Origin of the sequence: Larkinella insperata, assembly GCF_026248825.1 — a bacterium.
Lineage (GTDB): Bacteria > Bacteroidota > Bacteroidia > Cytophagales > Spirosomataceae > Larkinella > Larkinella insperata.
The window spans coordinates 2,363,816-2,376,762 of the sequence record NZ_CP110973.1; the positions used below are offsets into that span (position 1 = coordinate 2,363,816).

Consider the following 12,947-nt stretch of genomic DNA (forward strand, 5'->3'; position numbering starts at 1 on the left):
CTTTACTCCATCTGAACGGCGGTCGGTATAGTGGGAGATACGCGCTGGGGTAACGCATAATAAAAGGTAGTTCCCCGGCCCGGGCTGCTTTCTGCCCAGATCCGCCCGTTCAGTTTGGTGATAAAATCTCTACAGATGGTCAGAGCGACACCGGCGCTCCGATCAATGCCACTATGATCGGAAACCGTAAAGGCAAATAATTTATCAATTTGTTCCTGGGTCATCCCGATTCCTTTGTCTGCCACCGACACAATTACGTCCTGATTCGAATAATCGGCGTCAACGGTGATTGAACCGCCTGCCGGCGAAAATTTGATGGCGTTGTGAATCAGGTTTCTGTTGATAAACTGAATCACTTCCCGGTCTGTCGTGATCGCTACATCTTCATCAATCCGGTTTACGAGCGATATGTTTTTATCCTGCATCAGCGTGTGATGCAATGAAGCGGCTTCTTCGATGGCTGAATGAACGACTACGTTCTCGGGCGTCGCTACGAAGCCCGAGTACTGTTTTTTGACCCACTGCAGAATGTTGTCGAACGTTCGTAAAACCGTCTCAATTTCCATTTGCAGTGAACTATAAAACGTTTCGAGCTCTTCTTTCGTAAAAACGTATTCATCTTTTAGCAGGCTTATCATGCTCAATGTCGAGTTGAGCGGTGACCTGAAGTCGTGGGCCAACATGGAAACCAGCTTTGCTTTAAACTCATCCGACTGCGTCAGTAATTTGTTTTGCTCGGTTATTTTTTCGTTGAGCTGATGCTGCAAACGGGCCTGTTGCCGCAGCTTTTTGTAAAGAACAAAAATGAAAATAATGACCCCGATTGCAAGCAGGGAAAAGCCGACCAGCAGCCCAATGGTTCGGCGGTTATTCTTGGCCTGGAGTTCCAGTTGTTCTACTTGCTGTTGCGTGTTATGGTAAGCGATGTAATCACCAATAAAGCCGTTGTTACTATTTTTTTCTTCCTCCAGTGCCTGCACCAGCCTTTCGTTGGTAAGCGCCTGGTTTTTTTCGTCTCCTTTTAATTGATAACAGTTGCGCAGTGATTTTAAAACCTCGGCTTTAAACGTAATGAAGCCGCTTCGGTCCGCTAATTCGTAACTTTTATGGTAGCAGGCAATTGCGCTATCAATCTGATTCTGTTTCAGAAAATACTGCGCGTAATAATCCAGTCCCACAATTTCATGGTATTCCCATTGGTGTCGTCGGGCAATTTGCAGGGATCCTAGAATCAATTCCCGCGCCTGTGCGAGTTGGCCGGTTTGCGTCAGCTTCTCACTCTTTAGTTGTTTAATAAAAAGCAGGGCGCGTTCGTCTTTGAACTGAAGCGCTATTTTCTCCGCCTGGTTGAGGTAAAATGCGGACGAATCGGGTTCGGATTTGGGGCGCAGGAAGCTATAATTTGCGTATAGCATGCACTTAATGGAATCTGAGTAAAGCGCTGATGCCCGAATCAGAGCCCTCCGGGAAAATTTTACGGAATTGAGCGTGTCACCCAACACTTCATAAACGACAGCAGAGTTCATCAACATCTGGACGGTCCCGACGGTATCGGAAACGCTTTTGTATTCGAGCATGGCCTCCGTGTACAATTCCAGTGCCTGGCTGTAAACGCCTTTCAGAAAAAGTGCCGTTGCGATATTGCACACCGCATCGGCTTTCCCTTTCGCATAATGTTGCCGGTCGGCGATGGCTTTGGCGCGGATGCCGTATAAAAGACAGCTATCAGCGCTTTTCATATGCATCATGAAGCCAATCAGGTTGAACTTATCCAGATAGGTCGTACTATCTGTGGTTGTAGCAAGCTCTCTTTGTAACTTCCGGATTTCGGAAACCTGTCCCTTTGCCGGACAGACGAGCAGAAAAATGATACTTAAGAAAGAATAAACAAATAACCGTACAGCTTTAAAATCTGTCATTCTTTATAAAAAGTACGTGGCGTATAACTTAGGCAGATGATCAGTAAAGCAACATTTATAATCCAGCGAAAGTAACCTTTTTTATACTAATTAAATAGTCTCATAATTGTTTGCCGAATAAACTACACCGGATAAAAATAATAAAGCCGGAAGGCGCTCTAACAAGTCCTTTCCGGCTCAATATCGGTATTTATGCTGACTGCTTAGGCTTGCATCGCAACGTGCTGTTCCGTTTGCAAATAATCAACGACTTCCTGAAACGTAGTTAGTTTTGAATAATCCTCGTCGGGAATCCGAATGCCGAATTCCTGCTCCAGTTGCATAATCAGATCAACCGTGTCCAGGCTATCCAGACCCAGGTCGCGCGTAAAGTGAACGGTAGGGTGGATGGCCGATTCTTTAATGCCAAAGTTTTTGAGAATGTTGGTTACGCGATCTTTCATAGTCGTAGCTGTTTGCAGGTTGTCGAAATAACGCAGACGAGCATCTGCTGGTGTGTGAGAGCGGCTGTTTGTCATAACTAGCCCCGACTAGAGAACCGTCTGTCCACTTTTTTAGTTTTCCAGACCGTAAACTTTTCGTTTAAGGTTACAACAAATTTTCACCCAGTAATCTTTTATACTCTAACTGATTCAGTATTAGTTGATATTGGTAATTTAAACGGGCCAGTTCAGCTTCTTCAACGCCCGTTTCGGCACTCTGCAATTCAACGGGTGTAATGACCCCGGATTGCAGCCGGACCTGGGCAATCTCCAACGCCTTGCGGGCTTGCAAAACCTGCGTTTCCAGGTTCTGGAGTCGTTGCTGATTGCTCCGGATATCGGCATTCAGTTGCGCCAGATTTTGCCGCAACTGGGCATTGGCATTCTCAACGGCGTACCGGCTGGCATCCAGATTCAACCGGGCTGCCTGGTTTTGCAGGGTATACCGTCTGCCGGAATAAATCGGTACGGTGAGGTTGACTCCGGCGGCAACGTTAAACTTGAGCGCAGCGATATCTGGCAGGTAACCGTTGCGATAACCCGCCGAACCGCTAAAGCTCAGGTTGGGCCGGCCGCTGCGGCTGTAGGCCAACACGTCGGTTTGAGCCGCCCGGACCCGGTCTTGGGCTAACTGAATTTCTTTGTTACTTGACTGAGCCGTTTGCAGGCTTCCTTCGGTTGTGAATGGCTGCACGGGTGCATCGAATTGAGCGGCAGCGGGACTGATGGCCGGATTTGGATTACCGGTCAGGTACGTCAATAACGCCCGTTGACGCTCCAGATTGTTCTGCAAGTCAATTTTTCGATTCTGCGCGGCCTTCAGCCGTACTTGCTGGGTCAGCAAATCGTACTGGAGCGCTTCCCCATTCTGCAACCGGTTAGCGAAAATCTGGATATTTCGTTGAGCTACCTGAATGACAGAATCCTGCACAACAAGGCTTTTTTGCAGAAATCCGATGCCGTAATAGGCGGCTGCCACCTGATAGCCGAGATTCTGCTGCGTTAACTCCAGATTTCGCTTCAAGATCTGGGTATTGTCCAGCGCCTGCCGAATGCTGGCGTCGGTACGCCCAAAATCATAGAGCGTCTGCCCAACGCCGACGTTGGCGTTGAAATTATGGTTGGGTTGAAACTGGATGGTTGTTTCGTTTCCGTTGACGGGCAGCGTCGCTTTTGCCACCGGGGTAAGGTATTGGTAGCTTCCGTTGCCGGTGATGTTGGGCTGGTAAGCCGCCCGGGCAATATCAATCTGCACTTCCCCCGCCCGGAGTTGTTGGGTTTGCTCTTTTAGGCGCGGGAAATTGGTATTGGCTTCGTTAATCAAGCTTCGTAAATCTTCCGGAACCGACTGCGCCCTGGCAACGGTCGTTATTAAAGCAATACTTATGAATAAACTTAAATGTTTCATTTTCTAAAGTTATTGTGGATAAGCACTATCCTTCTTTTGCGGGGTTTGCGTTGGCGGGTTAATGGGCCGCATCCGCTGCAGCTTTGGCGGCTGCCGGGTCCATTTTCTTATTCTTCATAAAGAAGAGCAGCGGTAAGGTCACGATAAAAAAGAGCCCCGCCAGCCGGAACGTATCCAGGTACGAAATCATCAGCGCCTGTTTGGAAATGATGCCATCCAGGCTTTTGTACGCCCCCGTAACGGCATCCATCGCGTTCATGCCACGAGCAGCCAGTCCCTGGGCCAGCGCGTTCAGTCGGTCGGTGGTTAGCGGATCACCGGCCTGCAGGTTCGACACCAGATCGCTGCGGTGGACGGCGGTGCGCTGGGCAATGTACGTGTTTGTGATGGCGACCCCGAAAGCGCCCCCCAGCTGCCGCACCATGTTCGTAAACGCAATGCCGGTTGGCAATTCCTGGGGTTTAAGCGTTGAAATGGACTGGTTGATCAGCGGGGCGTTGATCATGGCCATACCCGCTCCGCGAACCAGCAGCGCCCAGGTAAAATCGCTCTCGCCCGCATCGGCGTTCAGGTTCGACATCATGAAACAGAACAGGATGAACGACAAATACCCAAGAATGGCAAAAATGCGTGGAGAAACCCCGTTCGCCAGCGATCGGCCGACAATCGGGAACATGAGCAGCGAGATGGCCCCGCCCGGAATCAGGAGATTGCCCGTCTTGGTGGCCGTGTAACCCACAATCCGTTGGGCAAACAGCGGAAACAGCAGAATAGACGTGAACAAACCGTACCCGATGATGAAGACGAGAATGGACCCTACGGCCAGATTTTGATTTTTCACCACCCGCAAATCCATAACCGGGCTGTCGGTTTTCAGCTCCCACCACAAAAACAGCGGAATGCTGATGGCGGCTACGATGGTCAAATACAGAATCGCGCGATCGTCGAACCAGTCGTCGGCTTCACCCCGTTCCAGGACGTACTGCAAACTCCCGATGCCCACCGCCAGCAACAGAATGCCAAGCTGGTCAATTTTGATCCGGCTGCGGTCGATGTTGAATTCGTAGGGTTGTTTTTCAACAAACGTCATGCACAGAAACATGGCCAGAATACCGATCGGGACGTTGATGAAAAACATCCAGCTCCAGTGGTAATTGTCGATGATATACCCGCCGAGTGTGGGGCCGATTGTCGGTCCTAGCACAATGCCCATCCCGAAAACCGCCGAGGCAATGGCCCGCTGGTTGGGCGGAAACGCATCGTACATGATGCCTTGCGAGGTCGATAGCAAGGCTCCTCCGCCGATGCCCTGCAAAAACCGGAAGGCTACCAGCGTCCATAAGTCATCAGCGATTCCGCAGAAATATGATGCGATGGTAAAGAGAATGATGGAACCGATGTAATACGTTTTCCGGCCGAAATATTGCTGCAAAAAGCCGGTCATCGGAATAATAATGACGTTAGCAATGGCATAAGCCGTCACAACCCACGAAATATCTTCGATGGTGACGCCCAGGTTGCCCGCCATCTGCGTCAGACCGACGTTTACAATCGAGGTATCAATCAATTCCAGGATGGCTGCCGAAACCGTCGTGATGACGACAATCCACCGTCTAAATCCCGTTGCTGCCATATATTACTGAACCTTCACGGCGATGTCTGTACTCAAGCCGGCCCGAAGCAGCCCTTTGTATTTGGCCGGATTTTCGATTTCAATTTTTACCGGTACGCGCTGCGTTACCTTGACGAAGTTGCCCGATGCGTTATCGGCGGGCAGGAGGGCAAATTTGGCACCCGTTGCTTCCGAAAGCGAAACTACCTTGCCTTTCACGTCCAGATCGGGGTAGGCGTCAATTTTTACATCCACCGGCTGCCCAACGCGCATGTGCTCCAGTTGCGTCTCCTTGAAATTGGCGACTACCCAGAACGTCGAGTCATTTACGATGGTGAACAGGTTCTGGCCGGGTTGCACATACTGACCAACGACCACGTTTTTCTTCCCGATTTTACCGGAAATGGGAGCGGTGATTTTGGCGTATCCCAGCCGGAGTTTGGCGTTGTCGATGGCTGCCTGCTTTACTTTCAGCAGCGCCTGCGCTTTCAGAATATTGGCCTGCGCCCGCGCAATGGCGGCCTGGGCCACGTTTTCCGACGTTTTGGCCAGACCAATTTGTTGAACGCTGGCTTCGTACTGCCGGGTTTGCACTTCGGCGTCGTTGCGTGAATCCTCCAGCTGTTTCTGCGTTAATGACTGGCCTTTATAAAGATTTTCGTCGCGCTTGAGGTCGTTGTTTGCCTTTGAAACCCGGACAGCCTGCACGTTGGCGTTCGACTGGGTTACTTTTAGGTTCTGCTGCACATTGCGCAGACTGGCCTGTGCATTTTGCAGATCGGCTTTGGCGGTTTGAATGTCGGCCAGCGTTTGCTGGTAATCCGCTTCGGCCTGTTGAAGTGCTACTTCGTATTCCTGCGGATCGATTGCAATCAAAGATTCCCCGCGTTTTACGGTCGTGTAATCTTCGATAGATACCTGTTGCACGTACCCGGCTACCCGCGCCAGAACCGGGGCCGTGTTGCCTTCAATCTGGGCGTTGTCCGTCGTTTCATAGTGTTGATTGTATCGGTACGACTGAAACCCGTAAAACGCAGCCGCCACAACGATGACCAGCACGATCAAACGCGGGAGGTACTTTTTAACGGATGTGGTTTGTTCTGTTGCCATTTTTATGCAGGTGATTCTTTCTTTGGTAAACTTGGTTGACTAATTTTGAGCAAAAATAAAGGCTCTAAATCGAATAGTCAACCTGGTTTACTAATCTTCTAAGGGCTTTAATTGAATTTTAATAGCAGGGACTCTGAGCAAGGAATCGCCGGTTCGAAACGTGAAATAGAACGGATTTGAGAAAAAATTGTAACTTAGATGTTTCGTAAATACTTGTATTTTCTATGAATACCGAGTCTGTAGCAGTCGAGAAACCATTTGATTTTCAGTTGTTTTATCAGGAGCGGGAGCGGGCGCTGGGCCGGGTGATGTCCAAAATGAAGCGATTTATGGGACGTTACGTGGAGCAACGGCTGGCTGAACTGGGATTTCTGGATTTCAAAGCAAGCTATATAGGCTTCCTGGCCAACCTGGAAGCGGACGGAATTACCAACAACGAGTTGGCCAGGCGGGCGGGGGTTACCAAGCAGGCCATGAGCAAAATCGTGAAGCTGCTGGAAGACGACGGGTATATCTATACCGTAAAAAGCGAGCGCGACTCCCGTTCGAGCCAGATTTTTATCAATGAACGCGGCAAGCAGTTGCTGGCGGCTGTTTTTACGTGCATGGAGGAGCTGAAAGCTAAATTTAGTACTATGGTCGGTCGCGAACGGGTTGAACAGATGCTGGACACCATGGTCCTGCTGGTGCGTGAAATCGAGAAAGATACCGGGGTGATTCCGTTGCAGGGGTTCCCCTGCGCGCCTAACTTTTCGCACTGAATTTGCGCCCCAATCGAATCGGTTGGGGCTTTTTTTTGGTTATCTGAAAAAACCACAGCACGATGAGCTTTACGTCCGTCAACCCCTATACTCAGAAAAAAATCAAGTCGTATACGGCTTTGAGCAATCAGGCGCTTGATCAGAAAATCAAACTGGCCGACCGGGCTTTCAACGATTGGTCGGAGTTATCGCTGGAGAAACGCATGGCGTACTTTCAAAAAGTTGCCGCCTACCTCCGCCGTGAGAAGCAGCGTTACGCCGAGCTGATGACCGCAGAAATGGGTAAAACGCTCAAAGAAGCGATGGCCGAAATCGAAAAGTGCGCGGTTGGCTGCGATTATTACCTGGAAAAAGCTCCGCAGTTTCTGGCGGATCTGACAATCGAGACCGAGGCCAAAAAGAGCTTTGTGGCGTACCAACCGCTCGGGATCGTTTTGGCCGTGATGCCCTGGAATTTTCCGTTCTGGCAGGTATTCCGGTTTGCCATACCGTCGCTGCTGGCCGGTAATGTGGGTTTGCTGAAACATGCCGCCAATGTCAGTGGTTGTTCGCTGGCCATTGAAGAGATTTTTCGGGCCTGTGATTTTCCGGCCGGGGCGTTCCAGTCGTTGCTCATTGAGTCGAAAACCGTGGAATCCGTACTGAAAGATTCGCGCGTAAAAGCCGTAACGCTGACCGGCAGCGAAAAAGCCGGGGCTTCGGTGGCGTCAATTGCCGGGAGTCAGATCAAAAAGTCGGTGCTGGAACTGGGCGGGAGCGATGCCCTGATTGTGCTGGCCGACGCTGATCTGGAAAAAGCCGCCGAGGTAGCGGCCCATTCACGGATGCAGAACGCGGGGCAAAGCTGCATTGCGGCTAAACGGTTTATCGTGGAAAAATCGGTCAAGAAAGAATTTACGGACCGGGTTCTGCACCACATTCAGGTGATTCAGCAGGGCGATCCGATGAGCGAGGCAACCACGATGGGTCCGGTGGCGCGGCTCGATCTGGCCGAAACTATTGATAAACAATGCACGGAAACCGTGCAGCAGGGTGCACGAATCCTGCACGGTGGTAGCCGGCAGGGCTGCAACGTTCAGCCGATTCTGCTCGACAAGGTTAAGCCCGGCATGACGGCTTTTGATGAAGAAACTTTTGGTCCGCTGGCCGTCATTGTTGAAGCCAAAGACGAACGCGATGCCGTAAAGCTCGCCAATCAGTCCAATTACGGGCTCGGCTCGGCGCTCTGGACGCAGGATCTGGAGCGGGCCGACCGGTTGGCGCGGCAAATTCAGGCCGGATCGGTGTTTGTCAATTCGCTGATGCGCTCCGATCCGCGCGTACCGTTCGGGGGCGTCAAGCTGTCGGGTTTCGGCCGGGAACTGTCGGACGTTGGCCTGAAAGAGTTCTTAAACATCAAGACCGTCTGGATGGAATAACAACCCGCAGGTTTCGGCTCGTGTCAGTTAGCTAAGCGCACCGGAGGCTGGCAAATACGGGCCGAAGCCTGCCCATTTGACCAGTCTGCCCTAAACGGCGACTTCCACGACTGTGCCGTGGTTGGAGTAAATCCGGAAGTGACCGCCCAGCTCTTCGGCCCGCTTTTTCATGTTTTGTAAACCGTAGTGGTTATCGAGCGAATCGCCCGGCGCCCAGGACAAACCGTTGCCGTTGTCGCTGACACTGAGCTGAAAGGAGCCGTCTTCTCTGGCATTGAGCAACACCGTTACTTCCGTGGCCTGAGCGTGCTTGACAACGTTGTGCAGGGCTTCCTGCATAATCCGGAACATGTTCAGGGCCTGAACGGACGTGAGCGGCTGATTGAGCTGCCCTTCTGTCTGGATGGTAATTTGCAGCGCTTCCATCTGCTGGAAATACCGGCTGATGTAGTGGTTTATCCGCTCTTCAAATTCCTCCAGGGTAAAGCTTTCCTGATGAATGGCCCAGATGGTGTCGCGCAGCATTTGAATGGCCTCCCGCGTGTAATCAACAACGGACCGGAGTTGCAACGACAGTTGACGGGCGTTGGTTGCGTTCTGTTTGTCGGCCTGCCGACCAATTTGCTGCAAACTGTTGACGATGAACGACAATTGCGCCCCTACGTTGTCGTGGAGGTCACGGGCGATGCGTTCTTTTTCCTGCAACGATTCGTTTTTGAGTTGCAAACTTTCCACGTGCGCTTCGTACGTCAGGCGCTGTTGCTGCGTGCGCTCATCGTTAAGCTGTTCATTGTGGTCGCGAATGAGTTTGTAGCGGTAAGCCAAGCCAAAGGTCAGAATCATGACTTCAAACAGGGCTGCCAACGCCAGGTTCTCGTAGCTCTCCAAAAAGGTGTAGGTCGGTAGAAGTCTGAAATTGCAGAGGATAACCAGAAAGTTGAGCAGGTAAAACGGACTAACCGCTACCAGATACAGCCAGGCTTCCTGAACGCGATACCGCCGAATTAAATTGACCACGATAAAAGTCCAGATGAGCGGCATAGGCAGCCAGTAGAAAATGATGAACAGCCGCATCAGAATCAACTCAACGGCGGGCGGAACGTACAACACCCATTCGGCCAGGAGCGAGGTCAGACAGAAAAGACCACCGACCAGCGCCACCGTTGCCACGCGGTGCCACAGCCGGCTGGGCGTATGTTGCAGCGATAGGAATGACCGGACAAACAGCAACTGAAAGAAAAAGAGCAGGAGCGGAAAGACGAAATAAACGTTTCGGTTTGGCATCCAGAACTGGCTGTCGAAAAAGAAATGATAGAGAAAACCGTCGTTGATGAAAAAGTAGCCACCCAGTCCCAGTATACAGAGGATGTATTTTGCGTAAATAAGGTCCAGGGTGGTCAGGTAAAAGAAGAAGCTAATGACGATCACAAAAACAAACACCGCAAACACCCCGCCCCAGAAAGCGTAGTCCTTCAGAATATACGTGTTGAGCGTGCTTTGCGGGCGAATGGTAACTGGAACGACCTGTACCCCCCGGCTTTTGAAGGCCCGAACGTAACAGGTTACCTCCTGACCCGCGTTCAGGCTAAACGGAAACCAGAAATTTCGGTGGTATACCCATTTCCGCGGAACGGGCGTCTTCCAGCCGTAAAGGGGGGAGGTGTAAAGAACTCGCTGTCCGTCGGTAATGAATAGCTGTAGTTCATCGAAGGCCCAAAAATCGGTTTCGTAAAAGAGCGCCTGAAGCTGTTTCGACGGGTTTCGCAGCCGGAAACGCAGCCAGACCGGATAGGCGTGCTGGTTGCCGCTCGTGTAGCCAAAGTTAGGAATGGGTGATGTGTTTGGCTGAAACTTTCCGTCCGACCTCAGCACGTCTCTGATCGTTAGGACATGGCTTGAGTCCTGAACAAACCAGATGTCATGGTCGATCACAACGGATTTGGCGTTCAGCGGAATGGGTATAGCCGGTTGATCGGCCCAGGCAAATGCCGGAGACAGCAGCCACAAAAAGACGATCAACCGGCAAAAAGAAGCCATACCACAGGAAGGTTCGGCTTCAAAGATAGCGAAAAAAAGAGGTTGGCTGCGAGGGACTTAGCCGTTTTTAATTACAAAACGACCTCGCCATAGAGGTCAAATTCGTGGGCTTCCGTAATCCGTACGTTGGCAAAGTCGCCCAGACGAACGTACTGGCTGGCCGGCACCAGAACTTCGTTGTCCACTTCGGGCGAATCGAACTCCGTGCGACCGATAAAAAAGCCGCCCTCTTTGCGGTCGAACAGCACTTTGTAAGTCTTACCGAGTTTTTCCTGATTCAGTTCTGAAGAGATTCCCTGCTGCAGTTCCATGATGGCATCGGCGCGTTCCTGCTTGATATCGGTCGGAATGTCGTCGGGCATGGTGTAAGAATGCGTGTTGTCCTCGTGCGAATAGGTGAAGGCTCCCAACCGGTCGAAGCGCATCCGTTCAACAAAGTCGTAGGTTTCGTCGAACATCGATTCCGTTTCGCCGGGGTGGCCGACGATCAGGGTAGTCCGAAGGGCAATATCGGGTACTTTCTCGCGGATGCTGTAAATCAGCGCTTCGGTTTTCTCGCGCGTAATGCCCCGGCGCATGAGTTTGAGCAGTTCGGTAGAGCCGGTTTGCAGCGGCATGTCGAGGTACTTACAGACGTTCGACCGCTCGCGCATCACATCCAGTACATCCATCGGAAAACCCGACGGGTAGGCATACTGCAACCGAATCCAGTCGATGCCTGCTACGTCGGCCAACCGGTTGATCAGATCGGCCAGGGTGCGTTTCCGTTCAAGATCCAGACCATAGTAGGTTAAGTCCTGGGCAATCAAAATCAGTTCTTTGGTGCCACGCCGGGCCAGTGAGTGAGCCTCTTTCACCAGTTCTTCGGCCGGGCGCGAGACGTGGTGACCGCGCATAAGCGGAATGGCGCAGAAGGAACAGGGCCGGTCGCATCCCTCGGCAATTTTCAGGTACGCGTAATGGGCGGGAGTAGTCAGAAGCCGTTCGCCCACCAGTTCGTGTTTGTAATCGGCTTTCAGCGTTTTGAGCAGCCGCGGCAGTTCGTTGGTGCCGAACCAGGCGTCAACGGTGGGAATTTCCACTTCCAGCTCGTCTTTATAGCGGTGCGACAGACAACCCGTCACATACACTTTATCGACCACACCCGCGTCTTTGGCGTCAACGTACCGCAGGATGGTGTTGATCGATTCCTCCTTTGCGTTATCAATGAAACCGCAGGTATTAATCACCACAATATTAGCATCGTCTTTCTTCGATTCGTGCGAAACGTTGTAGCCGTTGCCTTTCAACTGGGTGTAAAGTACTTCCGAGTCGACCAGGTTCTTGGAGCAACCCAGCGTGACGATATTAATTTTATTCGAGCGTAAGCCTTTTGTTTTCAAAACAGACTAAGATTAAAAACGGATCACCCTGATTTACAGGATTGCCTTTACAGCGGATGACGGACGGTATGCCCGACAAAATTAAATAATATAGCGTAAGCGGTAACCGTCTTAGCAGAACACCGCTACTTTTTACAAAGTTCGGAAAAGTACAATTCAGGAGAAAGTTATGGGGCAATTATCCACGGAATTTTATGCGGAACGCAACGGGTTGGAACGGTTTTGAAGTAATCGGTGATCGAATAATCCAGGTAGCTTTTGTTGTGGTTCAGATAAATCCGGCGACCGTCTTTCAAGATAAAACAAAAATAATGGTATCCACCGACCATTTTGCTGGATTCAGGACCCGGCGCGTGAATTTCGACTGCTTCCACGTCGGATGCCGTAATGCGAACAAGGCCGTCGGCAGCAGCGATCTCAAGACTTTTGTCCGCTGGATCCAACGTGATGGTTCTTGCCTTCGTAATGAGCCAGTACTGCCACTCCAGTTTGAAAAGCAGCGCAATAAACCACAACGAATAAAAGGCTACTGCCACGCCCGACCAAACGATGCCCCAATGCCAGTAAGCCGTTGCAAAGCGCTCAGCAATGAAGAACATGCAATAGAGCAGCAAGAGATTGAAGAAAATGAGAACGAGTAAGGAGAGAAAGGCAAAGCGGCTGAAGTACTCCCCTTTGCTGACCTGATAGGTAACCCGAACTACTAACGGCGACTCATTGCCCATCGATTTGGCCGTATACCGGATTAGCCGGTAGATTACCCAGCCGAAGGGAAACACAACGGCAGCCATGATCAGTAGGGCGTTCAGCACGTTCAT

At 51.2% G+C, this 12,947-nt stretch carries 10 protein-coding genes; 2 read left to right on the plus strand and 8 right to left on the minus strand.

Annotated features, from left to right (window positions below):
- Window positions 1–2 precede the first annotated feature (2 nt).
- From OQ371_RS09675 to OQ371_RS09695, 5 genes are all read right to left on the minus strand, one after another.
- Window positions 3–1,748, minus strand: coding sequence for a sensor histidine kinase (locus tag OQ371_RS09675; protein ID WP_265993565.1), 1,746 nt, complete (start codon window positions 1,746–1,748; stop codon window positions 3–5).
- A gap of 374 nt (window positions 1,749–2,122) precedes the next feature.
- Window positions 2,123–2,362, minus strand: coding sequence for an acyl carrier protein (gene acpP, locus OQ371_RS09680; RefSeq protein WP_265993566.1), 240 nt, complete (start codon window positions 2,360–2,362; stop codon window positions 2,123–2,125).
- 145 nt (window positions 2,363–2,507) lie between these two features.
- Window positions 2,508–3,809, minus strand: coding sequence for a TolC family protein (locus OQ371_RS09685; RefSeq protein WP_265993567.1), 1,302 nt, complete (start codon window positions 3,807–3,809; stop codon window positions 2,508–2,510).
- Between the two features lie 58 nt (window positions 3,810–3,867).
- Entirely contained in the window at window positions 3,868–5,442 is a 1,575-nt protein-coding gene (locus OQ371_RS09690) for a DHA2 family efflux MFS transporter permease subunit (RefSeq protein WP_265993568.1), read from the minus strand.
- Between the two features lie 3 nt (window positions 5,443–5,445).
- Window positions 5,446–6,531, minus strand: coding sequence for an HlyD family secretion protein (locus tag OQ371_RS09695; RefSeq protein WP_265993569.1), 1,086 nt, complete (start codon window positions 6,529–6,531; stop codon window positions 5,446–5,448).
- Between the two features lie 224 nt (window positions 6,532–6,755).
- On the opposite strand from OQ371_RS09695, the gene OQ371_RS09700 reads away from it, so the two are divergent.
- Together OQ371_RS09700 and OQ371_RS09705 are read left to right on the plus strand one after the other, a co-directional pair.
- Window positions 6,756–7,292 carry a MarR family winged helix-turn-helix transcriptional regulator gene (locus OQ371_RS09700; RefSeq protein WP_265993570.1) on the plus strand — a complete coding sequence of 179 codons (537 nt, stop codon included), beginning with the start codon at window positions 6,756–6,758 and terminating at the stop codon, window positions 7,290–7,292.
- 62 nt (window positions 7,293–7,354) lie between these two features.
- Entirely contained in the window at window positions 7,355–8,710 is a 1,356-nt protein-coding gene (locus OQ371_RS09705) for an NAD-dependent succinate-semialdehyde dehydrogenase (protein ID WP_265993571.1), read from the plus strand.
- 90 nt (window positions 8,711–8,800) lie between these two features.
- On the opposite strand, the gene OQ371_RS09710 is transcribed toward OQ371_RS09705, so the two are convergent.
- The 3 genes from OQ371_RS09710 to OQ371_RS09720 form a co-directional block, all read right to left on the minus strand.
- Window positions 8,801–10,747 (minus strand): sensor histidine kinase, encoded by a 1,947-nt coding sequence (locus OQ371_RS09710; protein ID WP_265993572.1) that lies wholly within the window; start codon window positions 10,745–10,747, stop codon window positions 8,801–8,803.
- Window positions 10,748–10,818: 71 nt separating this feature from the next.
- Window positions 10,819–12,129 carry a 30S ribosomal protein S12 methylthiotransferase RimO gene (gene rimO / locus OQ371_RS09715; RefSeq protein ID WP_265993573.1) on the minus strand — a complete coding sequence of 437 codons (1,311 nt, stop codon included), beginning with the start codon at window positions 12,127–12,129 and terminating at the stop codon, window positions 10,819–10,821.
- 167 nt (window positions 12,130–12,296) lie between these two features.
- On the minus strand, window positions 12,297–12,947 hold the full coding sequence (locus tag OQ371_RS09720) for a PH domain-containing protein (RefSeq protein ID WP_265993574.1): 651 nt from the start codon (window positions 12,945–12,947) through the stop codon (window positions 12,297–12,299).

Excerpts from the sequence above, each read along its gene's own strand:
- OQ371_RS09675 (WP_265993565.1), bottom strand. The coding sequence starts at position 1,748 with ATGATGCATATGAAAAGCGCTGATAGCTGTCTTTTATACGGCATCCGC.
- acpP (WP_265993566.1), bottom strand. The coding sequence starts at position 2,362 with ATGAAAGATCGCGTAACCAACATTCTCAAAAACTTTGGCATTAAAGAA.
- OQ371_RS09685 (WP_265993567.1), bottom strand. The coding sequence starts at position 3,809 with ATGAAACATTTAAGTTTATTCATAAGTATTGCTTTAATAACGACCGTT.
- OQ371_RS09690 (WP_265993568.1), bottom strand. The coding sequence starts at position 5,442 with ATGGCAGCAACGGGATTTAGACGGTGGATTGTCGTCATCACGACGGTT.
- OQ371_RS09695 (WP_265993569.1), bottom strand. The coding sequence starts at position 6,531 with ATGGCAACAGAACAAACCACATCCGTTAAAAAGTACCTCCCGCGTTTG.
- OQ371_RS09700 (WP_265993570.1), top strand. The coding sequence starts at position 6,756 with ATGAATACCGAGTCTGTAGCAGTCGAGAAACCATTTGATTTTCAGTTG.
- OQ371_RS09705 (WP_265993571.1), top strand. The coding sequence starts at position 7,355 with ATGAGCTTTACGTCCGTCAACCCCTATACTCAGAAAAAAATCAAGTCG.
- OQ371_RS09710 (WP_265993572.1), bottom strand. The coding sequence starts at position 10,747 with ATGGCTTCTTTTTGCCGGTTGATCGTCTTTTTGTGGCTGCTGTCTCCG.
- OQ371_RS09720 (WP_265993574.1), bottom strand. The coding sequence starts at position 12,947 with ATGAACGTGCTGAACGCCCTACTGATCATGGCTGCCGTTGTGTTTCCC.